Origin of the sequence: Bradyrhizobium sp. Arg237L (assembly GCF_029990105.1) — a bacterium.
GTDB lineage: Bacteria > Pseudomonadota > Alphaproteobacteria > Rhizobiales > Xanthobacteraceae > Bradyrhizobium.
The window spans coordinates 13,959-39,105 of the sequence record NZ_JAQMIL010000090.1; the positions used below are offsets into that span (position 1 = coordinate 13,959).

General features: G+C 59.4%; 25 protein-coding genes and 6 pseudogenes. 14 read left to right on the forward strand and 17 right to left on the reverse strand.

Annotation, left to right across the window (positions count from 1 at the left end):
* Nucleotides 1–86: 86 nt before the first annotated feature.
* Entirely contained in the window at nucleotides 87–839 is a 753-nt protein-coding gene (locus tag OZ411_RS37320; RefSeq protein ID WP_282531959.1) for a transporter substrate-binding domain-containing protein, read from the forward strand.
* A gap of 63 nt (nucleotides 840–902) precedes the next feature.
* Here OZ411_RS37320 and OZ411_RS37325 read toward each other — a convergent pair whose 3' ends face one another.
* Both OZ411_RS37325 and OZ411_RS37330 read right to left on the reverse strand, forming a co-directional pair.
* The gene (locus OZ411_RS37325) at nucleotides 903–1,196 is read right to left on the reverse strand and encodes a hypothetical protein (RefSeq protein ID WP_282531935.1); all 294 of its coding nucleotides are present in this window, start codon (nucleotides 1,194–1,196) and stop codon (nucleotides 903–905) included.
* A gap of 254 nt (nucleotides 1,197–1,450) precedes the next feature.
* A pseudogene (locus tag OZ411_RS37330) lies at nucleotides 1,451–1,743 on the reverse strand (hypothetical protein); the annotation flags it as partial.
* Between the two features lie 113 nt (nucleotides 1,744–1,856).
* On the opposite strand from OZ411_RS37330, the gene OZ411_RS37335 reads away from it, so the two are divergent.
* Together OZ411_RS37335 and OZ411_RS37340 are read left to right on the forward strand one after the other, a co-directional pair.
* A complete protein-coding gene (locus tag OZ411_RS37335) occupies nucleotides 1,857–2,411 on the forward strand; it encodes a peroxidase-related enzyme (RefSeq protein WP_282531936.1) in 555 nt (184 codons plus the stop codon).
* A gap of 285 nt (nucleotides 2,412–2,696) precedes the next feature.
* Nucleotides 2,697–2,921: a hypothetical protein gene (locus OZ411_RS37340; protein ID WP_282531937.1), complete on the forward strand. Its 225-nt coding sequence runs from the start codon at nucleotides 2,697–2,699 to the stop codon at nucleotides 2,919–2,921.
* Between the two features lie 715 nt (nucleotides 2,922–3,636).
* On the opposite strand, the gene OZ411_RS37345 is transcribed toward OZ411_RS37340, so the two are convergent.
* Nucleotides 3,637–3,786: a hypothetical protein gene (locus OZ411_RS37345; RefSeq protein WP_282531938.1), complete on the reverse strand. Its 150-nt coding sequence runs from the start codon at nucleotides 3,784–3,786 to the stop codon at nucleotides 3,637–3,639.
* Between the two features lie 108 nt (nucleotides 3,787–3,894).
* Here OZ411_RS37345 and OZ411_RS37350 point away from each other — a divergent pair, with 108 nt between their 5' ends.
* Both OZ411_RS37350 and OZ411_RS37355 read left to right on the forward strand, forming a co-directional pair.
* Nucleotides 3,895–4,908 carry a LysR family transcriptional regulator gene (locus OZ411_RS37350; protein ID WP_282531939.1) on the forward strand — a complete coding sequence of 338 codons (1,014 nt, stop codon included), beginning with the start codon at nucleotides 3,895–3,897 and terminating at the stop codon, nucleotides 4,906–4,908.
* A 553-nt stretch (nucleotides 4,909–5,461) separates the two neighbouring features.
* The gene (locus OZ411_RS37355) at nucleotides 5,462–5,854 is read left to right on the forward strand and encodes a tautomerase family protein (RefSeq protein ID WP_282531940.1); all 393 of its coding nucleotides are present in this window, start codon (nucleotides 5,462–5,464) and stop codon (nucleotides 5,852–5,854) included.
* Nucleotides 5,855–6,071: 217 nt separating this feature from the next.
* Here OZ411_RS37355 and OZ411_RS37360 read toward each other — a convergent pair whose 3' ends face one another.
* From OZ411_RS37360 to OZ411_RS37380, 5 genes are all read right to left on the reverse strand, one after another.
* On the reverse strand, nucleotides 6,072–6,605 hold the full coding sequence (locus tag OZ411_RS37360) for an enolase C-terminal domain-like protein (RefSeq protein ID WP_282531941.1): 534 nt from the start codon (nucleotides 6,603–6,605) through the stop codon (nucleotides 6,072–6,074).
* A 222-nt stretch (nucleotides 6,606–6,827) separates the two neighbouring features.
* Complete coding sequence (locus OZ411_RS37365; RefSeq protein ID WP_282531942.1) at nucleotides 6,828–7,715, reverse strand: LysR family transcriptional regulator; 888 nt, start codon at nucleotides 7,713–7,715, stop codon at nucleotides 6,828–6,830.
* Between the two features lie 72 nt (nucleotides 7,716–7,787).
* The gene (gene cydB, locus OZ411_RS37370; RefSeq protein WP_282531943.1) at nucleotides 7,788–8,801 is read right to left on the reverse strand and encodes a cytochrome d ubiquinol oxidase subunit II; all 1,014 of its coding nucleotides are present in this window, start codon (nucleotides 8,799–8,801) and stop codon (nucleotides 7,788–7,790) included.
* On the reverse strand, nucleotides 8,798–10,198 hold the full coding sequence (locus OZ411_RS37375) for a cytochrome ubiquinol oxidase subunit I (RefSeq protein WP_282531944.1): 1,401 nt from the start codon (nucleotides 10,196–10,198) through the stop codon (nucleotides 8,798–8,800). Before OZ411_RS37375 ends, cydB begins: the two co-directional genes overlap by 4 nt.
* Nucleotides 10,199–10,913: 715 nt before the next feature.
* Nucleotides 10,914–11,546, reverse strand: coding sequence for a LysE family translocator (locus OZ411_RS37380; protein ID WP_282531945.1), 633 nt, complete (start codon nucleotides 11,544–11,546; stop codon nucleotides 10,914–10,916).
* A gap of 235 nt (nucleotides 11,547–11,781) precedes the next feature.
* On the opposite strand from OZ411_RS37380, the gene OZ411_RS37385 reads away from it, so the two are divergent.
* A complete protein-coding gene (locus tag OZ411_RS37385; protein ID WP_282531946.1) occupies nucleotides 11,782–12,720 on the forward strand; it encodes a hypothetical protein in 939 nt (312 codons plus the stop codon).
* On the opposite strand, the gene OZ411_RS37390 is transcribed toward OZ411_RS37385, so the two are convergent.
* Nucleotides 12,705–12,854, reverse strand: coding sequence for a hypothetical protein (locus OZ411_RS37390; protein ID WP_282531947.1), 150 nt, complete (start codon nucleotides 12,852–12,854; stop codon nucleotides 12,705–12,707). The genes OZ411_RS37385 and OZ411_RS37390 overlap by 16 nt on opposite strands.
* 329 nt (nucleotides 12,855–13,183) lie before the next feature.
* On the opposite strand from OZ411_RS37390, the gene OZ411_RS37395 reads away from it, so the two are divergent.
* On the forward strand, nucleotides 13,184–13,549 hold the full coding sequence (locus tag OZ411_RS37395; RefSeq protein WP_282531948.1) for a redoxin domain-containing protein: 366 nt from the start codon (nucleotides 13,184–13,186) through the stop codon (nucleotides 13,547–13,549).
* 680 nt (nucleotides 13,550–14,229) lie between these two features.
* Here the strand turns inward: OZ411_RS37395 and secY are convergent.
* The 7 genes and pseudogenes from secY to OZ411_RS37430 all read right to left on the reverse strand — a co-directional run bounded on the left by secY (nucleotide 14,230) and on the right by OZ411_RS37430 (nucleotide 18,424).
* The gene (secY, locus tag OZ411_RS37400; protein ID WP_282531949.1) at nucleotides 14,230–15,561 is read right to left on the reverse strand and encodes a preprotein translocase subunit SecY; all 1,332 of its coding nucleotides are present in this window, start codon (nucleotides 15,559–15,561) and stop codon (nucleotides 14,230–14,232) included.
* A 76-nt stretch (nucleotides 15,562–15,637) separates the two neighbouring features.
* A pseudogene (gene rplO / locus OZ411_RS37405) lies at nucleotides 15,638–15,982 on the reverse strand (50S ribosomal protein L15); the annotation flags it as partial.
* Nucleotides 15,983–16,003: 21 nt separating this feature from the next.
* Nucleotides 16,004–16,207, reverse strand: a complete 204-nt coding sequence (gene rpmD, locus OZ411_RS37410; RefSeq protein WP_282531950.1) for a 50S ribosomal protein L30 — start codon at nucleotides 16,205–16,207, stop codon at nucleotides 16,004–16,006.
* 21 nt (nucleotides 16,208–16,228) lie between these two features.
* Nucleotides 16,229–16,548: pseudogene (locus tag OZ411_RS37415) on the reverse strand (30S ribosomal protein S5); the annotation flags it as partial.
* Nucleotides 16,549–16,610: 62 nt separating this feature from the next.
* Nucleotides 16,611–16,784 (reverse strand): annotated as a pseudogene (locus OZ411_RS37420) (50S ribosomal protein L18); the annotation flags it as partial.
* Nucleotides 16,783–16,902 (reverse strand): annotated as a pseudogene (locus tag OZ411_RS37425) (ArdC-like ssDNA-binding domain-containing protein); the annotation flags it as partial. The pseudogenes OZ411_RS37420 and OZ411_RS37425, both read right to left, overlap by 2 nt.
* Before the next feature lie 595 nt (nucleotides 16,903–17,497).
* Nucleotides 17,498–18,424, reverse strand: a complete 927-nt coding sequence (locus OZ411_RS37430) for a LysR substrate-binding domain-containing protein (RefSeq protein WP_282531951.1) — start codon at nucleotides 18,422–18,424, stop codon at nucleotides 17,498–17,500.
* Between the two features lie 214 nt (nucleotides 18,425–18,638).
* On the opposite strand from OZ411_RS37430, the gene OZ411_RS37435 reads away from it, so the two are divergent.
* On the forward strand, nucleotides 18,639–19,391 hold the full coding sequence (locus OZ411_RS37435) for a sulfite exporter TauE/SafE family protein (RefSeq protein WP_282531952.1): 753 nt from the start codon (nucleotides 18,639–18,641) through the stop codon (nucleotides 19,389–19,391).
* Nucleotides 19,392–19,545: 154 nt separating this feature from the next.
* Here the strand turns inward: OZ411_RS37435 and OZ411_RS37440 are convergent, their stop codons facing one another.
* Nucleotides 19,546–19,665 carry a LysR family transcriptional regulator gene (locus tag OZ411_RS37440; protein ID WP_282531953.1) on the reverse strand — a complete coding sequence of 40 codons (120 nt, stop codon included), beginning with the start codon at nucleotides 19,663–19,665 and terminating at the stop codon, nucleotides 19,546–19,548.
* Nucleotides 19,666–19,993: 328 nt separating this feature from the next.
* Here OZ411_RS37440 and OZ411_RS37445 point away from each other — a divergent pair, with 328 nt between their 5' ends.
* From OZ411_RS37445 to OZ411_RS37470, 6 genes and pseudogenes are all read left to right on the forward strand, one after another.
* Complete coding sequence (locus OZ411_RS37445) at nucleotides 19,994–20,344, forward strand: tautomerase family protein (RefSeq protein ID WP_282531954.1); 351 nt, start codon at nucleotides 19,994–19,996, stop codon at nucleotides 20,342–20,344.
* Nucleotides 20,345–20,423: 79 nt separating this feature from the next.
* On the forward strand, nucleotides 20,424–21,791 hold the full coding sequence (locus OZ411_RS37450) for an NAD-dependent succinate-semialdehyde dehydrogenase (RefSeq protein WP_282531955.1): 1,368 nt from the start codon (nucleotides 20,424–20,426) through the stop codon (nucleotides 21,789–21,791).
* A gap of 237 nt (nucleotides 21,792–22,028) precedes the next feature.
* Nucleotides 22,029–22,781, forward strand: coding sequence for a sulfite exporter TauE/SafE family protein (locus OZ411_RS37455; RefSeq protein ID WP_282531956.1), 753 nt, complete (start codon nucleotides 22,029–22,031; stop codon nucleotides 22,779–22,781).
* Between the two features lie 5 nt (nucleotides 22,782–22,786).
* Nucleotides 22,787–23,989 carry a cell division protein ZapE gene (zapE, locus tag OZ411_RS37460; protein WP_282531957.1) on the forward strand — a complete coding sequence of 401 codons (1,203 nt, stop codon included), beginning with the start codon at nucleotides 22,787–22,789 and terminating at the stop codon, nucleotides 23,987–23,989.
* A 4-nt stretch (nucleotides 23,990–23,993) separates the two neighbouring features.
* A complete protein-coding gene (locus OZ411_RS37465) occupies nucleotides 23,994–24,191 on the forward strand; it encodes a LysR family transcriptional regulator (RefSeq protein WP_282531958.1) in 198 nt (65 codons plus the stop codon).
* Nucleotides 24,192–24,851: 660 nt separating this feature from the next.
* Nucleotides 24,852–25,147, forward strand: a pseudogene (locus tag OZ411_RS37470) (transposase); the annotation flags it as partial.

Sequence of the window (25,147 nt, forward strand, 5' to 3'; positions counted from 1 at the left end):
ATGCTGATGACGGGCCAGTGGGTGGAGAATTTCGAATTATCCTTCAATCCGTACCTTATCTCGCCGGCCTCGTCCTCGCGGTCTCGATGATCGCCGTTCCGGCAGGTGCCGCCTCGCTGAAAGATGAAATCTCTCCCACCGGCAAGCTGCGGGTGGCGATCGGGATCAGCCCGTCCGGCGGCGCGTTCTGGTCGACCAAGAAAGAATCCGGAGCATATGCCGGCGTGCCGGTCGACCTCGGCAAGGAGATGGCGGCGCAACTCGGCGTTCCCGTGGACTATGTGGTTTTCCAGAACTCCGGCCAGATCACCGACTCCGCCTCGAAAGGCAGCTGGGATATCACGTTCCTGCCGAAAGACCCGGAGCGCGAGACCAAGATGTCGTTCGGCCCGAGCTACATGGTCGCGGATACCACCTACATCGTCAAGGCCAATTCGCCGGTAACGAATTTTGCGACGCTCGACCAACCCGGCACCAAGGTCGCTGCCGTCAACAACACCACGATCATGCGCGGTGCGATCGCGCATCTGAAGAACGCCAAGGTGACGGGCTATCAGACCTATGACGAGATCTTCAACCTTCTGAAGGGCGGCGAGATCGATGCGTTCGCGCTGGAGCGCGACCAGCTCAACGCAATGGCCAAAAAGATTCCCGGCACACATGTGCTGGACGACACCTTCAAACAGACCGTCACCGCGGTCGCGGTGCCGCTGGATCATCCGCAGTCGCTGGCGTTTGCGACCAAGTTCATGACCGACGCCGAATCGAACGGCTTACTGCGCAAGGCCTATGACAATAACGGCCTCAAGGACATTCCGATCCGCACCAAGACGAACTAAGTACACATGCTTACGCGCCGCGCGCCGGACCTGTTCCGGGGACACCGCGAAGCTAGAGTCAGCTTACGTGCGGTTCAAAGGCCGGTACGGGTGCGACAGAAAGCCGGTGCCAATCGACCATGCGATCAGCCAGAGGCAGGTGGCAAGCGCGCTCGCGGCGGCCCATTGCGCCCGATAAAGGCTGCCGGCAACTGGGATGAGGATCACCCCGACAAAAACAAGGCCGACCAGAACAAGGGGCATCAACATGCGCGCGACAATGCCCGAGAACAGCCCCCAACTATTGCCGCGGCTCAGGCGCCATGCGCCTTTGAGGTTTAGTTCCGTGTTTCCGGTGGCGTTGGCCGGAAGCAGCACACACAAGCGCTGCAATACGATGACGCCCGCAACATAGGCCGCGGCGAGCGTCGCGCGCCCTCGCGGTAACTGTTGTTGCCCTCCTGAGCCTTTTTGCTATTAAACCGCTCCGATCGAACATCGGAGCAGCGAATCTGTGCCGGTGTGCTTCCAATGGCCCTCGGCCTGATGAGTTGGGGTTACCCCGCCGCCATTCTGGCGGGACTCGCAGTACTCGCCATTGCGTTGACGCACTTGTCTTCACCGATCGCGTTGACACTCAGTTCCCACGTCACGTGGATCGTCGTGCGTCCGTTGGGCGTGAACACGTCCGACGTCGAATCCAGGATCAGACGGTCCTTGTGACCGAGCGTCTTCACGTAGTGCTGCACCATGAGGCTTCCGCCGATCGTCCCGACCACATCCGCCGGCCGTCCGGCGCAGTGGTGAATCCTGCGGCGATGTGAGCCGGAGAACAGCCCTGATACTCTTGCTCGGCCAGGCCGAAGCACCAGGCTGGAATATCGATCTTGCCGATCGTGGCGTTGATGATGGCGGTGAACCGTATCTTTCAACGAATGAGAGGATCCATTCCAAAGAAGTTGGATTATCACGCGCGCTGCGGCAAGTAGATCTCGGAGTGGATGGACGATCCAAATTACCAACCGAAAGGCAGACGCCATGTCATCCCGTATCAAGATCCCCACCCGCGAAGAAGCTCCCGATGCATCGCAACCCGCGCTTGAGAAGGTCAACAAGACGCTGGGCTTCGTGCCGAACCTTCAGCGTCTGATGTCGATCAGCCCCGCTGCCCTCAACGGCTGGGCCGGGCTCATGGGCTCGTTGAGCACGACTCTCGACCTCAAGACCCGCGACGGCATCGCGCTCGCCGTCTCCGAGGCCGACGGATGCAACTACTGTCTGGCGGCGCACTCCTACACCGCGCGCAATCTCGCCAAAATCGACGTCGACGAGATCTCCATCAATCGCGAAGGCAGATCCGCCGATCCGAAGCGTCAGGCGGCCATTCTGTTCGCTAAACGCCTGATCGAGACCGCTGGCAAGGTGTCTGACGAGGAGTTCGAGGCGGTGCGGAAGGCTGGATGGTCAGATGCCAACATCATTGAGATGATCGCGTTGACCGCGCAGTTCCTGCTCACGAACTTCATCAACAACGCTGTGCAGACGCCGATCGACTTCCCGTCCGTGCCGCCGGCTAAGCCGAAGGTGGCGTGACTGGCGGATGGAGACCGCATCGGGCGTCTCCGTTCCGGTCCGGCCGCCCGCCCGAGACCGCTGCACGCATTCCAACACGAAAGGGCCCGCATGAAGCGAGAGATCATCCGCGTCAAGCCGCTCGCGAGCCTGCTCGAGAAATACAACGCCCCGACGGGCACGGTTGTCCGCCACGCGACACGCTGCACGTCACCGGGGCGCCCCGCTCGACAAAGCGGGCGAAATCATCAAGGGGCCCAGTACAATCAAACGCCAGACCGAGGTCGTACTTGAGCAGATGAAGCTTTGCCTGAGACCGCCGGCTCTTCGCCGGACAACGGGCTCAAACGCAACGTCTACTGCACGTCGGTCGAGTTTCTCGACACAGCGAAGATGCTGCGGTCGGATCTCGAGCAGGTGGAGGGATTCGTCGACAACATCCGCTATAGGAGCTTTCAACGGGAGGGCTGGATCCTCTTCCTTTCCGGCTGGCGCGACGAAAAGTCCCTCGTCCGCTGGCGGACAGGATGAAGCACCACGAGGCCCAGCGGAACGGCCGGGACCAGATCCTGCAGGACTACCACCTCGAGGGCGGCCAGGTCACCAAGGACACTGAGGTGCCCGCGGGCATGGCCATCACCGAGCGGAGCTCGACGAGACCGAGGTCGGCGAAGGCACCACCGTTACTCTCATCACTATGAAGCGCCCGGCGAAATGGAATGAGGCGACCAATCCGACGGACTGCGCGTTTTCGGATGCTCGTGCCATCCGATGCTGAACGCGAAAAGCTCCGGGAAGCTGGAGCTCGCTGTAGGGTAAGTGGTGCCATCGATGTCCAGCACACGCCCTTTTCGCGGAAGTCGACGAGCCACGGCACGACGATTGTCGCCATCGCGCCCATGCCTCCGTCGCTGCTGCGCCGGTCCAAGCTGTGCCGCCCCTTGTCGGCCTCGTTCGACGCGCAGTTTCCGTAGCGGTCGTTTCCGAGCTGATTGGCCTGTGGCGATCGATATCGGGACCGGATGCTGATCCTTCCGAAGATCTCCTGCAGCGGCTCCCGAAGCTCGCTTTAGAGCTTCGATCCCGCCGCGACCGCAAGATCCGGATTCCCGGGAAGGTTGATCGGGCCATGGATATGGCTATCTCGCTGTAGAGGAATTCTCGAATGAAGAAGGACCTCGACAGGCGGATCCTGCCGAAGTCCTCCGCTCCTTTGACAGATTTGGGTGTCCTCATGACGCGCCGTTCAGAACATCCACGGTCGGCGATAGGCAAGTTTCTCGCGAAGCTCTTCGTTCTCGGCTTCGAGTTGGCGGATCCTGCGGCGCACCGACTTATCGTCTTCGAGGATCGAGGAGCCGGCGAGTCTCTTGAGGGCTGAGAAGATCTTGGACATGACCTAGTTCCGTTGTTCAAATTGAAGACGATATAGACCTAGGCCTTTTCCTTGGCCTTCATAATCGGCTATTTTCGGCAGTGATCCTCTCATTCAGTGAGAATATCTATGGACCGTCTCGAAGCAATGCAGATCTTCGTGGCCACTGTTGACAGCGGCAGCTTCTCGGGCGCGAGCCGAAAGCTCGGGATCCCGCTGCCGACCGTCAGCCGGAAGGTCTCCGAACTCGAGAATCATCTGAAGTCCCGCCTGCTCGTCCGAACGACGCGGAAGCTCTCGCTCACCGACGCGGGCGCCGCGTATCTGGCGGCTTCCAGAAGGATCCTCGACGACATCAACGCCGCGGAGACGCTGGCGTCCGGCGAATACACCGCGCCGCGCGGGGAGCTCATCCTGACGGCACCGATCACGTTCGGCCGTTTTCACGTGCTCGGCATCGTCAACGACTTTCTGAAGGCGTATCCCGAGATTAACGTGCGCATGTCTCTGTCCGACCGGGGCGTCAATCTGTCCGAAGACAACATCGACATGGCGGTCCAGATCGGCGCCCTGCCCGACAGCAGCATGATCGCGACGCGCGTCGGCAGCGTCCGGCGCGTCGTCGTCGGAAGCCCGGAATATTTCGCCAAGCACGGCGTGCCGAAGCAGCTGTCGGACCTCGTCGACCTCACGTGCGTCACCTTCGCGGCACTCAACGGCAACTCGTCATGGGTCTTCCCCGGCAAGGGCCGCAGCGCGAGCCAGCCCGTCCGTCCGACGTGCCGGCTAAACATCAACACGGCCGAGTCCGCGATCGACGCCGCCATCGCCGGCATCGGTGTGACACACGTGATCTCCTACCAGGTCGCTAAGGCGGTCGCCGAAGGAAAGTTGCAGGTCGTGCTGCAGGAATTCGAGCCCGAACCGATGCCTGTGCATCTTATCCACGCGGCCCAGGGCCGTCTCCCCATCAAAATGCGCAGCTTTCTCGAATTCGGGGCGCCGCGCCTACGCAAGTCGCTTGAGAGCGACGAAGCAAAGCTCGTCACCAAACCGGCGAAGATAACTGTGGCCAAGCCGCCGAAGGGAGCCGCGAAGGCTGACGAGAAAAGCGGGTCGAAGAAGGAAAAGGCGGCGGCGTAGCGATCTCGCTGGTTTCTCTCACCCAGCAATAGCCGACTTCTGCCGGTGCGGCGCTTGAGGAACGGGATGCGCTGTGCCCCGGCACAGTATCGCACGGCGGAATTCGCGACGGACCGATCACGACGCACCGTCGGACGGGCGGGTCGTGCTGTCACTTCGCGTGCGGCGCGGCCATCGCGGCCTGGGAAACCTGGTAAGTCTGCGTCGCAACGAGGCCGATCGCGACTTCGAGGGATATCACCACCCGCTCCCAATCGATCGACTACACTTTCTGCACAACGGAGCCGCAAACTCGTTCGTTGATGCGCAATTTTATCGACCGCATATCGTCTGGATCAAGCATTCAATACAGAGACCAGCTTGTGCCAGCGACAATCCCCAACGTCATCGACCACAAACTGTTGCCTGCCCCGAGCGACGCAGGTGGGCGCCGAGTTTGTGATGCCGACTGCGCTGGTCCGTACAAGTCTGGACCGCCGAAAAGTACGGCCCCCGCCGCCGAAGGTTAGCACCTAGCCCGGTGATCCTCGAAATCAGAGAAAGGATAGACCAGATGCCGCTGCTTCGATTCAATATTCTCGAAGGCCGAATGGACGCCGAGATCGAGAAGCTCCTTGACACGGCTCACGCCGCGGTCGTCGCTGCATTTCATGTGCCTGAAGGCGATCGGTATCAACTTGTATCAGAATATCGTCCTGGCAGGATGATAACCTTGGATACCGGTCTTGGAATTCCGCGCACTAGCCGGGTCGTTTTGGTAGAGGTCACATCCCGACGTAGGCCACAGAGACAAAAGATCGAATTCTACGAGCTGTTGTGTCGGATGCTCAAGGATACCTGCAATCTCGAAAGCTCAGACATCATCGTCTCTTTCGTCGAAAATGGAGACGCTGACTGGTCGTTCGGCTCGGGCCACGCTCAGTTTCTGACTGGTGAACTTGCGTGAGCCCCGAACGGCACGATCAAAGGCTGTCCAGTCGTCTTAATTTGGCCTCGTCCCATACGATTCCAGTGCCTGCGAACGTAGAGGTGTCAACCTTTCCATCCGAGATTCCGCAACAGCGTTTCGAGGATTGCGTCGGCCCAGTCCCCGGGTACTCGAGCCAGCGATGACATTTCGATGCCTTTCGCCGCGGCGACACCGGCGGCCTGCATCCAGCCGCTTACGTCGCCGATGCGCGCGAGGTCCGGCATGACGAAATCGGCGCCCCGCATTCCAATGCTTGCATCATTGCCGTGGGTCCGTTGAAATTGTCGCCGATCCGGACTGGCACTCGAAGCTCGTGCGCTAAAGCCGCATAAGATGCGTAATCGTCGTGCATGATCGGTTTTTCCAACCAGTAGACGCCCATTCGATCCAAGTCTCTTCCACGCGCGAACGCTTCGACGACCGTAAGCGCCTGATTGTAGTCAACCATGATGGCGACGTCATCGCCCACAACGCTTCTGACCGCCTCTATCGCGGCGATGTCTTCGGTGACTGAAGGATAGCCGAGGCGGAGCTTGACGGTCTTTAGACCCAATTCGAGAAGAGCGCTCGTCTCCGCTTTCAACCTATCCTGCTCCATAAGACCAAGGCCGCGACTATCGTAGGCCGATAGCGCCTGAGGTCGCCCGCCGAGTAGCGCCGCCAGCGGCACGCGATGCATCTGAGCGATAGCATCCCAAAACGCCATATCCAGGAGGGACAGCGCCATGCCGACCGTTCCCGTGGCACCGAGGAGCGCAAACTGCCTAGCCAACAATTTCGCCGGCGCCTGGGGCGTGCTCGTTCGCGCTTTGAGGAGATCACCGGCGGGCCGATTCCAAAAGAGCTGGCCAATCTGACGCGCTGGTTCGAGACGACGACCAAACGCCCCAGCGCGAGGGCATAATGAGCAGGCAGCTCGCGAAATGGCGCGAGGGAACGACGGCAATTGTCAATCGGCCTCGAAAGATGCTTTCGCTGCCTTAACTGCGCCGGCGATAAAGCGGTGTACTTCTCGAACGCGCTGCGTCTCATGCGTGTCCGGATGCGAGGTAATCCAATAGCATCGAACAAAGCGGATGGCGGGAAGCAGGCGTATCAACTCCGGAAAGCGAACTGCTGCGTAATCGTGCAAGATGCCAATGCCGTGACCGTTGCGAACAGCCTCCACTTGCGCAACAACACTACCGCATTCGTAGCGACGCGACATAAGACGTCCAAGCGAGGATGCGTAATCCAGAGCGCGGCTGTAAGCGAAGTCCTCGACATGGGTGACGAATAAGCGGCCGGCCAGGTCCGCTGGGGTGGCAATCTGGCCTTCGCGCGAAATATAACTCTGAGCGGCATAGACGCTCAACGTATAGTTGGTCAGCTTCGAAAGGATAAGACGGCCCTGTTTCGGGCGATCGAGGGTGATGGCGATATCGGCCTCCCGGCGGGACAGAGAGAAGGTGCGTGGAAGCGGCACCAATTGAATAACGAGCCCGGAATGTCGGGCCGCCAGCGCCCCCAATTGCTCGGCTAGAAAATAATTACCGAGGCCATCCGGGGCGCCCACCCGGACAGTGCCAGTTATCGCCTCCGTGCCCGCCCCGATCGTTGAACCGACTTTGAGAAATTCACTTTCCGCGCGTTCCGCGGCTCCGACCAGAGCTTCCCCTGCCGGCGTCAGCGTGCAACCAAACGTGTGCCGCTCGAGCAGCTTGGCATTGAGACTCTTCTCCAATGCGGTGAGCTTACGGGCGACGGTTGCGTGATTCAGTTTCAGGTGCTTCGACGCTTTCAAGATCTGCCCTGCTCGCGCCACATCGAGAAAGATCCGAATCCGCTCCCAATCCATCGACTACACTTTCTGTACACCGGCGCCGCACATTCTATCATTGATGCGCAATTTTAACCAACCAGCTGGCTTTCAGTGATAGCCGATGTCCGCTCGAACTTTTCCGCGAAATACCCAATAGGACCAGCTACTGTACATCAAGATCACAGGTAGCAGCACAAGGGTGCCGACCAGAAGGAACGCCTGGGTTCGGGCGGAGGACGCGGCCTCCCACAAAGTGAAGTGGTGCGGAACGATCATTGGATAAAGGCTGATGGCGATGCCCGAATACGATAAGACGAAGAGCAGGATCGCCCCAGCGAACGGCAGGACTTGAGCCTGGCGGTTGCCGAGGGCGCGCCACGTGACGAGCGCGACCGCCGCGGTCGCGATCGGAACCGGGGCCAACAGGAGGAGATTTGGCCAAGCGAACCATCGATCGGCGACGGCCGAATTTGCGAGAGGGGTCCAAATGCTCACAATGACGATGGCTACAAGCACGGCCACAAGACACACACGGCCGTAGCGGCGAGCCGCGCTCTGGATGTCGCCTTCCGTTTTCAGGATCAGCCATCCCGCGCCGAGAAGCCCATAGCCGAACAGGAGGGCGATGCCGGTGAGGATCGAGAATGGCGTTAAGAAAGAAAATGAGCTGCCTGAGAACGCCCGCCCAGCGACCTCGTACCCTTGAATGAAACTGCCGAGCACCAAACCCTGTGCAAACGTCGCAATGCCTGATCCATAAGAGAAGGCGTGATCCCAAAACGTCTTATGCTCGCCATCGCGGAAGCGAAACTCGAAGGCGACGCCGCGGAACACCAGCGCAAGCAACATCACAAGGATCGGGAAATAGGTAGCCGGAATGATGACGGCGAAGGCGAGCGGGAAGGCCGCCAGCAGGCCGAGCCCACCGAACACGAGCCACGTCTCGTTCCCATCCCAGATCGGTGCGATCGAATTCATGATCGTATCTCGCGCTGCAGTGTCCGGCGCGAAGCCAAAGAGCATGCCGACACCGAGATCGAAACCGTCGAGCAAGACGTAGAAGAACACCGCCATCGCCAGAATCAGTGTCCAGATCGGCACGAAGTCGAGGACCTGGGTCATGCGCCATCTCCCGCGCCAACATGCCCTCCGGCCAAGACGGGGGCCTTGGGTCGTCCAGCCTCGATGGCCGCGTCTGGCTCTTCAGTAGTTGCCGGACCTGTCCGCACGACGCGCCACATGAGGAGCACACCAGAAGGATACATGAACAGATAGACGGCCACATAGGCGAGCAGAGAGATCAGTAGGTCGGAGCCGGTCAACGACGGCGACACCGAGTCCGCAGTGCGCAACAGGCCGTAGACTGTCCAGGGTTGGCGTCCGACTTCCGTCACGACCCATCCGGCAATGACGGCGATGAAGCCGATTGGAATTACGAGCTGACACAGTTGGAGAAAGAGCGGCGTATCATCGAGCCGGCCACGCCAACGAAGCCAGCCGCCAAGTAGTACAATACCAAGCATCACGAGGCCGCAACCGACCATGATGCGAAATGCGAAGAATGGAATCGCGACCGGCGGTCGCTGATCCGCCGAAAAATCCTTCAGACCCTTGACCTCTCCGTCGATCTCGTGAGTCAGGATAAGGCTCCCCACGAAAGGCACGTCGAGCGAGAAATGATTCGTTTCGGTCTTCTCGTCGGGGATGGCGAAGAGCGTGATCGGAACGCGGCGGCTGGTTTCCCAATGCGCCTCGATTGCCGCAAGCTTGGCCGGCTGGTACTTTAGGGTGTTGAGCCCCTGATGGTCACCGAGGAATATCTGCAGCGGCACCAAGACGGTCAAGAGCCACAGCGTCATTGACAGCATAGTTCGACCTTCTTCGGCGCACTTCTCACGCTGCAACAGATAGGCTCCGACGCCCATCACGACGAAACCTGTGGTGATAAAAAATGCCACCACCGTGTGCGCGAGCCGCGACAGAAATGACGGATTGAAGACGACTTGCAACCAGTCCGTCGGAAAGAAGCGGCCGTCGATGATCTCGTAGCCCGCCGGCGTCTGCATCCAGCTGTTGGCCGCCAGTATCCAAAACGAAGAGAGCAGCGTGCCCAGCGTCACCATCAGCGCCGCAACGAAATGGGCCCATTGCGGCACCAGCTTTCGTCCGAACAAAAGCACGCCTAGAAATGCAGCCTCGAGGAAAAACGCCGTCAAGCCCTCGTAGGCGAAGAGCGGCGAGAGGACGTTTGCGGTGGCGTCCGAGTAGCGGCTCCAGTTCGTGCCGAACTGGAAAGGCATGACGATACCCGTCACGACGCCCATCCCGAACGAAATCGAGAAGATCTTGATCCAGAACATCGAAACGCAAAGATAGACTTGGCGCCCCGTTACAAAGTTGAGCCCCTCCAGCAACGCGATGTAGGCGGCAAGACCGACCGTGAAAGCGGGAAGCAGAATGTGCCAACCGATTACCCAAGCAAATTGCAATCGGGATAAGAAGACTGGATCAAAGCCCATCGCCAACCTCACAACGGCTCTCAAGCGCCTTGAACTGTTGCTCGAATGCGTATGCATAGTTCACCAGCGCGATGTCGCCGGTGCCGAGGTCAACCACACCGTTTTTGGCAAGCGCTTCCGTGAGTCGAAGCGACGGCGGCTCAAAGCCGAACGCTGCAGCCCCGGCCAGCGTCGCTCCCGCCCAATTCAGTACGGTCCGCCGCGATCGGTCGCATACATCCGTCCCCTCTCGTCGAGCTAACGAAGTTGCTCTCTCCACGGGATTCCTTCAACTCTGGCGTCGGCCGACCGACCCCGAGGCTGTGCGCCACAGCACAGCGGCCTTAGCGCATACTGCGAATTAATTGGAGGATGCCGCCGCCGCCGGATAAAGGCAAATGCCCTGTGACTATCTATCCGATAACCATTTATCATGGACCTTACGGTCGATGACTAAGGCGAAAAGCCTGTTGAAATCGCCGCCAGGACACGATTGAAACTGGCAATGTCTGTACCTGCCAATTCTCGCGCAAACAGGCTGTCGCGTCGTTCATCGTTGGATCGGCGAAAGCTCGCACCGTATCGCTGTCTTTCGTAGAGTCCGTCGGGGTGTGCTGCTAGCGCCGCCTCGAAATCAGCGCGGCGCTGCGCGATGTCCTGAGCCCCGCGAACCGTCTTGGAGGGAGCCCGCGCGCTGCCGGGCCCGCGAGCCAGCAGGTCCGGAAATCCGTTTGAACTACCGGCGCGCCTCCGTCGCCATCCTCACGGCTAGGCCGGTGAGCACCGTTCCCATCACCCACCGTTGGACGGTCGCAAAGGTTGGGCGTTGTGTGAGAAAGTGCGCGATCGACGCAGCGGACGTCGCGATCATAGCGTTCACGAACACGCTGATGAATATCTGGGTGGTGCCGAGAACGAGCGCTTGCCCCAGCACGCCGCCATTCGCCGGGCTGATGAACTGCGGCAACAGCGACAGGTACATAACCGCGATCTTAGGATTCAGCAGGTTGGTGAGGAAGCCCATGAGGAAGAGCTTGCGCGGGCTATCCTCGGGCAGATCGTTCACCTGGAAGGGGGAACGTCCACCCGGGCGCACGGCCTGCCAGCCTAGCCAGAGAAGATATAGGGCGCCCGCGAAGCGGACGGCATCGTAAGCGTAGGGCACGGCCAACACGAGCGCGGTGATGCCGAATGCCGCGCATAGCATGTAGAAGACGAACCCGAGTGCGACCCCGCCCAGGGAGATCAGGCCGGCGGTCCGCCCTTGGCAGATCGATTGCGAGACAAGATAGACCATGTTAGGCCCTGGCGTCAGGACCACGCCCAGCGCAATCGCCGCGAAGGTGAGCAAGCTGGTGATGGGTGGCATCTGCTATCTCCACTACGAAAAGAATATCCAGACGCGCGGCTCAAAGCCTTCGCGCTTCCCGATGGGTATCCATCTTCAGCGTCAGTCACGCGAGGCGGGCACAGAATAAGCCAGCAAGCCCGACGTGCTAAACGGCGTCGATGGCATCGATTCAATAACCGATGGTCATTAGACGTTGGGTTTCGCGTTCCTATTTTCGTCTCGTCTGCAGAGGAATTCGGAAGATTGGACTATTGTGAAATACACAACGAGATTAGTTGCCGAATTTCTTGCGGTTACCTTCGTGGGAGGAATTGGGCTTGCAGTCGATACCACGGGCATATCTCTTATCCTGTTTCCTGAGATTGCCGCTTTAGCGTATGATGTATTCACGCGCCCCTGCGGAAAATGGGCAAGCCAACCAATCAGACTAGTTGCTACCCCTACGATCACCGCGATCCTAGGGGTGATGATTACCCGACACTGGGAATACAGCGCCCTCGCGGTAACTGTTGTTGCCCTCCTGAGCCTTTTTGCTATTAAACTGCTCCGATCGAACATCGGAGCATCCATCTCTGCCGGTGTGCTTCCAATGGCCCTCGGCGTGATGAGCTGGGGTTACCCCGCCGCCATTCTGGCGGGACTCGCAGTACTCGCCATTGCGTTGACGCTCTGGAAGCGCCTTGATCCTCATCGTTACCTATCTGAGGGGAGCAAGGAGAGCCGGATTATTGAGACCGCCGAAACTCCGCCGAGAGATCGGTTCTGGATCTTCGCACTGACGGCATTCGTCTTCGCGCTGGGAGTGGCGGCTCAAGCAACGGGATTGCGCTTCCTGTTATTCCCTCCACTGATCGTCGTAGCCTATGAATTATTCGGCCACCCGGAGCTTCCTGGCTGGATGTCACGGCCGGTATTGTTTCCTCTCGTATGTTTCCTGACCGCGTCCATCGGCTTACTCCTGAGCACGGGCTTTCACGCAGAGTTTTTGGGCGTGACGGTTACCATGCTTTGCTCGATTGCTATTTTGCGGATGTTTAAAGTCCATATGCCACCTGCCCTCGCCGTTGGTTTGATACCGTTCGTCATCCTCCATCCCACCTTTTGGTATCCGATTTCGGTGTTCTTGGGCGCCGCCGCGCTCATCGCGTTCACCAGAGCATACAGCTTTATTACTCATCAGTCGGCAATATAGGCGACACTCGGCGCTCTGAAGAAAGACTGGATGAGCCGGGGCGCAGCCTTGAGACGAGCCAACTGCGCCTCGATCTTGTCCTGCAACCGCTCACCCTTGCGCAGCGGCGTCCTGGCCACGCCAGCGCGCTTCATATGAGTGGTCTGGGTTCAACTCCGGCGCGTATCCTGGCAGGTAGTGCAGCGTCAGCCGCCCCTCGGTCGATTGCACATAGTCTTCAGCAGCCTTGTCTTGTGCCGGGCGATGGCCAGATAGGTCTCGCGCTGACACCGCTCAATCGCCTCGGATCGCGCTGATACGCCCGTTGCGAGGGCTTTTGCGGCGTCAGATTGAGCTTGCCGAGCAGCGGGCGACCATTCATGCATGACAAGAATAACTCACACTCGCGCGGCAAGACTACCGCCGCCGCACTGGACAAGCGATTATCCCAAGGCCACACCAGGCCGCGCGCGACGAGACGAAAATGTCACTCCAAGACAAACTGGACGCGCTGAAAGCCGAGCGTCTCGCCAAGACGCCGCCGAAGGTGACGCTGGTTCGACAACGGGCGGTGGAAGAGCTCGCCGCATCCGGATTGGCCGAGCGGGCCATGCACGCCGGGGAGCAAGCCCCCTCTTTCCAGCTGCGTGACGGCTACGGCGAGGCGTTCTCCTCGCGCGAGGCGCTGCGTCGCGGCCCGATCGTCCTCGTGTTCTACAGGAGGAGATGGTGCCCCTACTGCAACGTCGAATTAGTTCGGCATCCGGGGATCATTCGCCTTGTAGCCCGACCGAAAACAACTGTCGCTATTGAATTTAGCAACTTCATCGTCGATGCCTTTAGAGAGTGAGGAGGCACAACGCGATGACGCGTACCGAAATGCTCAACTTTAAATCGCCGTAATTATGATGCAACTACCGCCAACACCTCTTCTCCTCTATTGAGGCAACGGATCACGGCAGCTTTCGAGCCGCCGTAGAGACCTTGATGATACAACAAACGACTTTGAGCCGCTGCATTCGTCGACTTTAGTATACGATCGGAACGCCCGTCTTCGATCGATATAGTGGCGGCGTCCGAGAAACACGATTCGGTCAACCGCTTCCTACGCGTCGCAAGGAGCATCCTTGAACAGGTCGACAGTTTTGTAGTATCGGCGCAAATGACAGAACGTGGTTAGCATGGTCGGCTCTCAGTAGGCTTCTATACGTCACTTGCGCTAGCAATCTTCGGGCGACTCTCGTCGAATACACGCAACAATTTCCGCACGTCGAGGTAGAAATGATTGAGCGTTCGAGGAGTCGTCTCACGACCGCTCTGCGCGACGCTGCCATCGTAACCGGCGAACGAGCGTTGCTTGGTTCCAGATCGATGTCGCTTTGGACCGAACGCATTCTGGCTGTCTTACCCGAGAGCCATAAATTAGCCGGAGACCAACCAGTGGCATGGACGGACCTTGGCGAAGAAGTTCTCTTGCTGGGGGTGACGCGATCCCGGACCAGCTATTCAAGCGTGCGACGCGCCGCCCCTTTAGCGGCGGCGTCCGCGCAATTTGGATTTGCGGATCAGCCCTTCATACTGATGGGCAAGCAGATAGCCCTGAACCTGTGCCACCGTATCCATGGTCACGCTGACCACGATCAGAAGCGAGGTACCGCCAAAGTAGAACGGCACGGAGGCGTAGGAAATCAGAATCTCCGGGATGAGACATACGATCGCAAGATAGATCGCGCCAACCACCGTGATGCGCGACAGCACATAGTCGATGTACTCGGCCGTGCGCTCGCCCGGGCGGATACCCGGAATGAAGCCGCCATGCTTCTTCAGGTTGTCGGCAGTCTCGATCGAGTTGAACACGATCGCGGTGTAGAAGAAGGCGAAGAACACGATCAGCGCAAGATACAGGAACAGGAACAGCGGCCGGCCGTGGCTGAGCTGCGTGGTCAGCCACTGCATCCATTCCGGCCCCTTGCCGGCGTTGAAGTTCGCGACCGTGGTCGGCAGCAGCAGCAGCGAGGACGCGAAGATCGGCGGAATCACGCCCGAGGTGTTGAGCTTGAGCGGCAGATGCGAGGACTGGCCTTCGAACATCTTGTTGCCGACCTGGCGCTTCGGATACTGGATTAGGAGGCGGCGCTGGGCGCGCTCCATGAAGACAATGAAGGCGATCACGGCGACCGCCATGACGATCACGACCAGGATCAGGCCGGTCGACAGCGCGCCCTGACGGCCGAGTTCGAGCATGTTGGCGAGCGCCGAGGGCAGCTCGGCGACGATGCCGGACAGGATGATCAGCGAGATGCCGTTACCGATACCACGCGAGGTGATCTGCTCGCCGAGCCACATCAGGAACATGGTGCCGCCGGTCAGCGTAATCGTCGTCGACAGCAGGAAGAACATGCCGGGTTCGCTGACGACGTTGCCGGCGCCCTGCAAGCCGACGGCGATGCCGTAGGACTGGAACGTGGCAAGGATCACCGTGAGATAGCGGGTGTACTGATTGAGCGTCTTGCGGCCCGCCTCACCTTCCTTTTTCAGCGCCTCGAGCTGCGGCGAGACCGTGGTCAGCAGCTGGATGATGATCGATGCCGAGATGTACGGAATGATGTTCAGCGCGAAGATCGCCATGCGGTTGATGCCGCCGCCGGCGAACATGTTGAACATGCCGAGGATGCCGCCCGCCTGCGAGCGGAACACCTGCTCCCAGACGTTGGGGTCGATGCCCGGCAGCGGGATATAGGTACCGAGCCGATAAACAAGCAGCGCACCCAGCGTAAACCAGATGCGCTTCTTTAGTTCTTCGGCCTTGGCCAGCGCGGCGAAATTGAGGTTTGCCGCAAGTTGTTCTGCTGCTGAGACCATGTCTTTGTCTTTGGCTTTCTCCCGCGCGCCCCCTGCTGCCGCAATTTCCGGACCCGAACCCTCAGCAGTCGTCGGATACTATCTGGTATCCGGCTTCGATAAGTCCATTGTTCCAGAAGGCAAACGCCGGCAATGACGCAGATGTTATGTCGATTGGCTTGGCGTCGACGGCCTGCTGCAGGTGGTCGAGATTGATCTCGGTAAACTCGACGCGGAACACGTTGTTGAAGCCGCGCTTGGGCAGACGGCGATGCAGCGGCATCTGGCCGCCTTCAAAACCCTTGATGCGCACGCCCGAGCGCGCGGTCTGGCCCTTGCCGCCGCGGCCGGCCTGCTTGCCCTTGCCTGAACCGATGCCGCGGCCGACACTCATGCGCTTCTTGCGCGAGCCGGCGTTGTCGGCGCTATCGCTGAGCTTCATCGCGCTTCTCCTTAAGAAAGATTACTTGTCGCCGACGATGCGGACGATGTGTTGAACCTTGGCGATCATGCCGCGAACTTCCGGGCTGTCGGGCAGTTCGGCAGTGCGGCCGATCTTGTTGAGCTCGAGGCCGATCAGGGTCGAGCCCTGCGAGTGATGGCGGCGGATTGCGCCGCCGGTCTGCTCGATCTTGATCGTCTTTGCGGCCTTCGACTTGGCGACCACGTCCTGGACGCCCAGCCTCTAGAACACCGCGCGCATCGGGCCGCGGCGATGATGCCGGTACCGGCCGGAGCGGCACGCAGGTAGACACGGCCGGCGCCATGACGGCCGAAAATGTCGTGATGCAACGTACGGCCTTCGCGCAACGCGCGCCTTGCCGTGACCGAAGCCTGCGCGCCCTTTTGGTCGCCGATCACGACCAGCGCCGCAAAGCCGAAGCACTTGCCGTCCTTGACGACCTTCGCCACGCGATTGATGTGGACGAGCTTGTCGACGAACTCGCTGTCGCGCTCCTCGCGCTTCCTGCTCAGTTCGCGTCCGCCGCGTTCGCGTTCACCTGCTATGGTGTTTTCCAATTTCTACGGGGTCGATACCCCTGTCGTAAGTTTTCGATCTCGTTAGAAGCTCAGCCCCTCTCGCGTGCGGCATCCGCAAGCGCCTTGACGCGCCCGTGATAGAGGTAGCTGCCGCGGTCGAACACGACTTCCTTGACGCCCTTCTGCACGGCGCGCTCGGCAAGCAGCTTGCCGACCGCCTTGGCCGCGTCGATGTCGGCGCCGGTCTTGCCGCCATCGCGCAAGCAAGAGCGCCTGACGGAACGTGAGCCAGTTTTGTCCTGCAAAACCGTTCTCGAGAGTGGCGCCCCAAAGCAGCAGGATGTTAATGCCGGAGTACGATCGCGGCGCCGACGTAGATTGCTGGCAGAGGTGCTTGCTCCGCGTCAGGGATGGAAGCCCGGCAGGGTGAAAGCCCGGCCCCCAGGGCCGAATTTCAGCGAAGACGACAGCCCCGAAGGGGAGACGCCCGAACTGATCTGGAGCGCCAGTCCGCACGGATCTCTGAATCAAGGCTGCATGCGCAGAGGCTTTTTGCGCATTCGCATCATCCGAGCAGGCGGATGGCTTTCCATTCGCACGGATGCAGGCGCGATAGAGCCAGGGCTCGACATAGCTACCCTTCCAGATTCCCCGGCCGACGCACTCAGCGTCGCGCTAGGCGCTGCCATATCTACCTTTTGAGTATTGAGGCCAGTCCAGCGCTAGGCGCTTGCGCACAAGCCATTCGCCGAGGTCCGCGCCATCGACCGAACAGGTCGCTACTGTGCGGCCATATTGATCGAGGCTGAGCGGTACGCACCGCCTTACGGAACGGCTGGAATCGGATGGCGATGCGGTTGAGCCTCTCCCTCAACAGGAGGGATTAGGCTGAAAGCACCGGATGCCTAAAACCGTGCTGCTACGCCTATACCCGCTCGATGCCAATCCACGCACCGCGATGTGCCAGCCATAGCGCCTAAGGGATTGCGACCTTCGGCTCCATAAGTTGTTGCGCGAGCAAGCCGGCGTGCGGCGTGAGCGCAGAGAAATCACGCGCGCAAAGATAAAGCCGCCTAAGCGCCCAGCGGTCTTGCAGCGGCACAATAGCCAAGCCGAGGTGTGCCAAGTCTTTAGCGGAAGCCTCCGATAAAATGGCGATCCCAACAGCGGACCTAACCAACATCGCGACGCTCTCAATCCGTCTGAGTTGAATGCGGTAGTAAATCTGGCGACCCAGGCGGGCTGCACGTTCTCCCAAATGAGCTTCCAGCGCAGCATCGGACAAGCCGACGAACGGCTCACCCACGATTTCCACAAAAGCTATCGATCGTTGATCGCTGATGCGATGCGTTTCGCTCGCCACAACGACGAGTTGATCTTGCGCGATAAGGCGAGTTTGCAATGCTGCCAAATCGGCGACGTCGGCCACAACTCCCAAATCAGCGCGACCTTCTGCGATGGCCAGTGCAATCTCAGTGCTTGGCCGTTCATGGAGGTCGATAGAAAGATCCGGATAGGCTACCAAGAATCGGCCGAGTTGATGCGGTAGAAGAGCAGCCAACCCGGCCGTGTTGGACAAGAGCCTGATGCGCCCTTTCAGGCCAGTGCCGTAGGTACGCAGTTCTCCACGCATCTGCTCCACCTGGTCCAGGATCAAACGGGCATGGCGGATCATGGCATCACCGGCCGCAGTCGTAGTGACCCCCCGCCTGTTTCGCTCCAGAAGTTGCGCGCCAAGCGAAGTTTCCATTCCGGAAATGCGCTCGCTCACGGATGCGAGAGCTAGATTCATGACCTCGGCGCCCCTGGTGAGGCTGCCTTGCTCCACCACGGTCAGGAACAACCGCATATCCGTCAAATCGAAGCGCAATGCCCTTCCTTCGTTTCTGCCGAACTTTCCCATCGGAAACTACCAATTGTGACGTTTGGCTGGCTCGCTTACTCTACTAGATGCGACGTCATATTCTCCGATTTTCGATGGTAGCACAAGGGATTGAGGAGATCGCATCTTGATGGGAGCTGGTTCGCTCGCCGGCCCGTCACACCATCAGTGCGCGGCTGCCATCGGTTTATACGAAATCTTCGAATGCAACACTTTCCAGGCCGGGTGAGCCAAAATGAACGATTACTTTTCGCCGTACGTCCTGATTATCGCGTTGACATTCTTCCTCGCCGGGATCGTCAAGGGGGTGACGGGGATGGGGCTGCCAACCGTCGCTATGGGCATTCTCGGGGCGGTCATGTCGCCCGTCAGCGCAGCTTCACTGCTGGTTATTCCATCCTTTGTCACCAATGTTTGGCAACTGGTTACGGGACCGGATTTCCTCGGCGTGATGAAAAGGCTTTGGCTGATGATGCTCGGCATCGTGGTTGGCACACTCGCCGGCTCATGGCTTCTGACAAGCACCAATACCGGATGGACAAGTGTTGGAATGGGCTCCGCCTTAGTTCTCTATGCAGTGCATAGCCTCTGGGCGAAGCCGTTGTCGGTTCCCGCGCGCCTTGAGCGTTTACTATCGCCTGTTATTGGGTTGACGACCGGGGTAATCACCGGAGGAACTGGGTTTTTTGTGATCCCCGGCGTTCCCTATGTCCAGGCCCTCGGCCTTTCCAAAGATAATCTTATCCAGGCGCTCGGGCTGTCGTTCACGGTCTCGACAATTGCGCTTGCAGCGGGCCTGGCTCGTGGCGGAGCTTTTCATCTTGGAAATATTACTTTGTCCGCGCTTGCCGTCATTCCATCGTTGCTGGGCATGCGGGTCGGAACAGCGATCCGTGAGCGCATAAGCGCCACAACTTTTCGGCGCTGGTTCCTGATCTTCCTTGCCATTCTTGGTCTCGAACTCGTCGTTCGCCCATCCTTCTCCTGAGACAGATGACGATGCACCGGAACGTAAGCCCCTCCGTTCCATCGGGCCCCGCCACCATCACCGAGCGCTTATGACGCTCTCTCTGCAAGTGGAACAATTGAGCGCGAGAGAGTGGTGGCCATGTGCGATGCGTTGGCACACCGACTCAGGGACATCAGGCAGACCTGTCTTCCGCGCACTCTGCCGCCTGGACCCAGCCTGCGGCGGTCAGCGTGCAGCCGGATGTGTGCCGTTCGAGCAGCTTGGCATTCAGGCTCTTTTCCAGCGCGGTCAACTGCCGCCAACCGTCGCGTGATTCAGTCGCAGATTTTCTGACGCTTTGAGGATCTACCGTCCGCGCGCGACCTCCGGGAATATCTTCACCCGCTCCCAATCCGTCGACTACACTTTCTGCACAACGGAGCCGCACTTTCATTCCTTGATACCAAATTTATTCACCGTAGATCGTCCGAGATCAAGCTTTCAATGCCCCCTCCTCAGCAGTCGAGGTGATCCATGCGCAGCTCTTACCGCACTGGACCGAGGCCGGAGCATATGAGGCTACGGCTCAACGGAGAAAGACATGCCCCTACTTCGATTTGATGTGGTTGAGGGTCGCAGCGATGCCCGAGATCACCAAGCTCCTCGATGCGGCACATGAGGCGGTCGTGAAGGCGCCGAACGTGCCTGTGCGCGACCGCTACGAGGTGGTGCACCAGCATCCTGCGCATGAGCTCATCGTTCAGGACACCGGCCTTGGCATCGAACGCAGCAAAGACCTGGTGCTGATTTCCATCGTCAGCGTCGGCAGGAGCGACGAGTTGAAGCAGGCCTTGTACAAGGCACTCGCGGACGAGCTCGAGCGCCAGTGCGGCCTCGCGCGGACGGACGTCATGATCTCGCTGACGACAAACACGAAGTCGGACTGGAGCTTCGGCTTTGGCGAGGCGGAATTCCTGACCGGCACGCTTTGAGCGCAGCATTCGCGGCGCATCAGGCAGTCGAACGCGCAAACTCACTGAAGCAGCGCGCATAGCGCGGAAGGAGGCCCTCATGGGCTATGCAACAATCAACCCGTTCAACGAACGAACCCTAAAGACATTCGCCGAGCATGATGATGCTCATGTGGAAGAGACGATAGGCCGAGCTCATTCCTTATACTCACTGGACTGGTCTAGGCGGCCGATCGAGCATCGGAAGGCGATCGTGAAGAAGGCGGCGGCCATCCTTCGCGAACGGCGCGGGAAGCTTGCGGAACTGGTTACACTTGAAATGGGCAAGCTCATCGCTGAGGCTCGTGCCGAGGTGGATCTGAGTGCCGACATTCTCGACTATTATGCCGATAACGCCGCACAGTTCCTCGCAGCCCAGCCCCTAAAGAACGCGGATGGGGAGGCATGGGTGGAGAGCGCGCCCATGGGGGTGCTGTTCTGCATCGAGCCCTGGAATTTTCCCTATTACCAGCTCGCCCGGGTTGCCGGTCCCAACCTAATGGCTGGCAATACGCTCATCGTAAAGCATGCGCCGAACGTGCCGCAGTGCGCGCTCGCCTTCGCAGAGTTGTTCATCGATGCCGGCGCGCCTGCCGGAGCCTACAGCAATTTGTTCGTCAGCAACGAGCAGGCTGCCCGGATCATTGCCGATCCGCGCATCATCGGAGTTGCGTTGACCGGCAGCATGAGGGCGGGCGCCGCGGTCGCGTCGGAGGCAGGCCACGCGATGAAGAAGAGCACAATGGAGCTGGGCGGCAGCGACGCCTTCATCGTGGTCGAAGATGCCAATCTGGACGACGCTGTCAGATTGGGGGTTTGGGCCAAGATGAACAACACCGGCGAATGCTGCGTGGCGGCCAAGCGGTTTATCCTGCACGAGGCTATCGCCGACGCCTTCATGAGCCGCTTCAAGGCCGAGCTTGAAAAGCTCGTGCCGGGTGATCCGATGGACGAGGCTACGACGCTCGGACCACTCTGCACGGAGAATGCGCTCGCGCTGGTTCTTCAGCAGATCGAGACCGCGATCAAAGGCGGAGCGAAGGTCCTCCTGGGCGGCAAGCGGGTCGAGCGCCCCGGCTATTATCTCGAACCGACAATCATCACCGACATCACGTCCGACAATCCGGCTTTCTACGAAGAATTCTTTGCGCCCGTGGCGTTGATGTTCCGCGTGCCCGACGACGCGGCCGCCATTGCCCTCGCCAACGACTCCCCATTCGGTCTCGGCGGCACGATCATGACCACCGACATCGAGCGCGGAAAGCGGATCGCACGCGAGATCCAATCCGGCATGGTGTTCATCAACGCGCCGACCTGGACTGCACCGGATCTTCCCTTCGGCGGCATCAAGAACTCGGGCTACGGGCGCGAGCTCTCCGAACTCGGTATTGGCGAGTTCCTGAACAAGAAACTCATCCGCGTAGCATGACGGAGCCTGCCGGACGCAGCGGTTCGCCATGATCCGATCGGGATTATATCGTCATCACGGCGCCGAAGCACGATCGGAGCGCATTCAAGGCCCTGCGCGATGCGTTGAGGGATGCCGTCGACGGCCTCTCGAAGCGGGCCGGGTTCGCTCGCCGGCCCGTCACACCATGAGCGCACGGGTGCCATCGGTTCACGCGAAATCATCGAATGCAACACTTTCCAAGCCGGGTGAGCCAAAATGAACGATTACCTATCGCCGCACGTCCTAATTATCGCGTTGACGTTCCTCCTCGCCGGGATCGTCAAGGGCGTGACGGGGATGGGGTTGGCGACCGTCGCTGTGGGTATTCTCGGTGCGGTCATGTCGCCCGTCAGCGCAGCTTCGCTGCTGGTTATTCCATCCTTTTTCACCAGTTTTTGGCAACTGTCTACGGGGCCGGCTTTCCTTGCCGTGATGAAAAGGCTTTGGCTGATGATGCTCGGCATCGTGCCTGGCACAATCGCCGGCTCATGGCTTCTGACGCGCGCCAATGCTGAATGGACAAGTGTTGGATTGGGCTCCGCCCTGGCTCTCTATGCAGTGCATAGCCTCTGGGCGAAGCCGGTGTCGGTTCCCGCGCGCCTTGAGCGTTTACTATCGCCTGTTATTGGGTTGACGAACGGGGTAATCACCGGAGGAACCGGGGTTCTTGTGATCCCCGCCGTTCCCTATCTTCAGGCCCTCGGCCTTTCCAAAGATAATCTTATCCAGGCGATCGGGCTGTCGTTCACGGTCTCGACGATTGCGCTTGCGGCGGGCCTGGCTCGTGGCGGAGCTTTCCATCTTGGGAATATTACCTTGTCCGCACTTGCCGTCATTCCATCGTCGCTGGGCATGTGGGTCGGAACAGCGATCCGTGAGCGCATAAGCGCCACAACTTTTCGGCGCTGGTTCCTGATCTTCCTTGCCATTCTTGGCCTTGAACTCGTCGTTCGTCCATTCTTCTTCTGAGACAGATGACGATGCACCAGAACGTAAGCCCCTCCGTTCCATCGGGCCCCGCCACCATCACCGAGCGCTATGACGCTCTCGTTGCGAGTGGAACAATTGAGCGCGATCCGGCGCAAGAGACTGTGGTGGTCGCGCTCGATGCGTTGGCGCACCAACTCAGGGACATCAAGCAGACCTGCTTTGGCTTGAACCAACTTCTCGGTCGGGGGGACATCTCCGCCGAAAAGCGGCGCGGAATGTATATTTTCGGCGGAGTCGGCCGGGGCAAGACGATGCTCATGGACCTTTTTTTCGAGAGTGTCCCGTTGGAAGCCAAGCGCCGGATACATTTTCACGAGTTCATGGCGGATGTGCACGACCGCCTCCGGAAAGCTCGCGAGAAGATGGAAAGCCGCCGTATGAGCGATGGTGATCCGCTTTCACGTACGGTTCGAGCACTCGTGAAAGAAGCGAGACTTCTTTGCTTCGATGAGCTTGTCGTTACAGACATCGCCGATGCCATGATGATCGGGCGCGTCCTAACCGAATTGTTCTCTCAAGGCGTCGTGCTTGTTGCAACCTCTAATGTCGATCCGGATTGCCTTTATGAGGGTGGTATCTATCGTGAATTATTCTTGCCCTTCATTGCACTTTTGAAAGCGCACGTTGACGTAGTGAACCTCAACGCCCGTACCGACTTTCGTCTAAAAAAACGGAAAGGGGAAGGCGTCTGGTATACGCCAGCGGATGCAAACGCTAAGGCCGCACTTGATCGCCTCTTCGCTCGTCTCACCGATAATGTCCCACCCGAGCCGTTAACATTGCCCGTAGTAGGTCGAACGATCCGCGTACCGCTTCAAGCGCGTGGCGTCGCTCGCTTCAGTTTCCGCGATTTGTGCCTCGCCCCAATGGCAGTCGTAGATTACATCACCATAGCACAGAGGTTTCATACTCTCATTATTGAGGGTCTGCCCGCGAGATTCAGTCATCGGAATCACGTTAAGCGCCTCTGTTCACTTATCGATGTTCTCTACGTACGGCACGTGAAACTCATCGTTTCTGCCGATGGCGACCCACACAGCATTTATCTTGGTATGGTTGCGGTTTTCGGCGGGGCAATAGGTTTGCCACCCGATCAGTCTGACACTTTCCCTGAATCGCTGGAGTCAAGGCGGGCTGTGTCACGCCTCATCGAGATGCGCTCGCGCGACTATCTCGGCCTCATTTAGACTCATGCTGGTCGAGAAAAGTGCGATCCTCGCATTGAAGGTTGTGCTTGGGAATTTACGCTATGTTAAGTCCGCTGCAGAGAAGCGGAGCTTTCGACAAGCGGCGATCGAGCTGGGTCTTTGGGAATCGACGATCAGTCGGGGTATTCGGGAACTGGAAGACGAGATTGGCGTCGCCCTGGTTAGCCGGGCCGCTCATTGAGCGCGACGCGTTCGTGAACGGAAAAACGAATAATTCCTTCAGCGTATCGATGTGTCGCTCAAGGAACTGGACGAAAGGTGTCAATGCGAAGGCGTGGTCACCGGCCATTCGCCTGTGGTTGGGAATGATGACGTTGTCGAAGTCTGTTTGGCAGCTCGGACACCAGGACACCTTTCCACGGGCGCCAATTGCTTCGATCTGCTTCAGTGTGCTGAGCCCAGCACGACCGGAGGTGTGCGCGTCACCGGAAGAATTTGGAGACCCCGCAGCAGGCCGAGGGGCCGACGACGACTTTGTAGCTCATGCCCATCGCCGGATCACGTCGAGGCAGAGTATCAGGATGTGAGGCGTCTTGCGGACGTTGCAGCCAGTATAGATCGCGATATCTGGACGAATTCCCAACCTCTCCTGACCTGGAGGAGGCCGAAGTTCGTTCGATTGCATCGGTTTCAGGCTGCCGCCTCGAGATGATGCGCACGGCCTTCGCTATGGCTCGAAACGACCGCATTGCGTTGCTCTTGACGACTTCACCATCACGCCGCCGCGTCATCGCGAGATGGGCGCATTGCCTCATCAAGAATGTTACCGGAGAACTGACCGTCAGGATTGGGGCGGCGATACCGAATCGGCTCGGTGTCGCCGATGGCAGGACGGATCAGCATGGGTGCGCGGCGCGAGCTCACGGCGGCGGTGGTAGAGCGCTATCGATCAGCAAGGCGGGCAGATAAGGGGCGCATACTCGACGAGCTTTGCGCGGTGACCGGCTGGCATCGCACGCACGCGGTTCGGGCGCTTGCCGGCCATGTCGCAATTTCGCCGGAGGCCCGGCGGCAGCGAAGGCCGACCGATGGCGCCCCTATCAGGGATGCGCTGGTGGCGCTGTGGGAGGCCTCGGATCGGATCTGCGGCAAGCGGCTCAAGGTAATGATTCCGACGTTGCTCCCTTCGTTGGAGCG

Coding starts and splice junctions, on each gene's coding strand:
- OZ411_RS37320 (WP_282531959.1), top strand. CDS start 87: ATGATCGCCGTTCCGGCAGGTGCCGCCTCGCTGAAAGATGAAATCTCT.
- OZ411_RS37335 (WP_282531936.1), top strand. CDS start 1,857: ATGTCATCCCGTATCAAGATCCCCACCCGCGAAGAAGCTCCCGATGCA.
- OZ411_RS37345 (WP_282531938.1), bottom strand. CDS start 3,786: ATGTCCAAGATCTTCTCAGCCCTCAAGAGACTCGCCGGCTCCTCGATC.
- OZ411_RS37350 (WP_282531939.1), top strand. CDS start 3,895: ATGGACCGTCTCGAAGCAATGCAGATCTTCGTGGCCACTGTTGACAGC.
- OZ411_RS37355 (WP_282531940.1), top strand. CDS start 5,462: ATGCCGCTGCTTCGATTCAATATTCTCGAAGGCCGAATGGACGCCGAG.
- OZ411_RS37360 (WP_282531941.1), bottom strand. CDS start 6,605: ATGGCGCTGTCCCTCCTGGATATGGCGTTTTGGGATGCTATCGCTCAG.
- OZ411_RS37365 (WP_282531942.1), bottom strand. CDS start 7,715: ATGGATTGGGAGCGGATTCGGATCTTTCTCGATGTGGCGCGAGCAGGG.
- cydB (WP_282531943.1), bottom strand. CDS start 8,801: ATGACCCAGGTCCTCGACTTCGTGCCGATCTGGACACTGATTCTGGCG.
- OZ411_RS37375 (WP_282531944.1), bottom strand. CDS start 10,198: ATGGGCTTTGATCCAGTCTTCTTATCCCGATTGCAATTTGCTTGGGTA.
- OZ411_RS37380 (WP_282531945.1), bottom strand. CDS start 11,546: ATGCCACCCATCACCAGCTTGCTCACCTTCGCGGCGATTGCGCTGGGC.
- OZ411_RS37390 (WP_282531947.1), bottom strand. CDS start 12,854: ATGAAGCGCGCTGGCGTGGCCAGGACGCCGCTGCGCAAGGGTGAGCGG.
- OZ411_RS37395 (WP_282531948.1), top strand. CDS start 13,184: ATGTCACTCCAAGACAAACTGGACGCGCTGAAAGCCGAGCGTCTCGCC.
- secY (WP_282531949.1), bottom strand. CDS start 15,561: ATGGTCTCAGCAGCAGAACAACTTGCGGCAAACCTCAATTTCGCCGCG.
- OZ411_RS37430 (WP_282531951.1), bottom strand. CDS start 18,424: ATGGGAAAGTTCGGCAGAAACGAAGGAAGGGCATTGCGCTTCGATTTG.
- OZ411_RS37435 (WP_282531952.1), top strand. CDS start 18,639: ATGAACGATTACTTTTCGCCGTACGTCCTGATTATCGCGTTGACATTC.
- OZ411_RS37445 (WP_282531954.1), top strand. CDS start 19,994: ATGCCCGAGATCACCAAGCTCCTCGATGCGGCACATGAGGCGGTCGTG.
- OZ411_RS37450 (WP_282531955.1), top strand. CDS start 20,424: ATGGGCTATGCAACAATCAACCCGTTCAACGAACGAACCCTAAAGACA.
- OZ411_RS37455 (WP_282531956.1), top strand. CDS start 22,029: ATGAACGATTACCTATCGCCGCACGTCCTAATTATCGCGTTGACGTTC.
- zapE (WP_282531957.1), top strand. CDS start 22,787: ATGACGATGCACCAGAACGTAAGCCCCTCCGTTCCATCGGGCCCCGCC.
- OZ411_RS37465 (WP_282531958.1), top strand. CDS start 23,994: ATGCTGGTCGAGAAAAGTGCGATCCTCGCATTGAAGGTTGTGCTTGGG.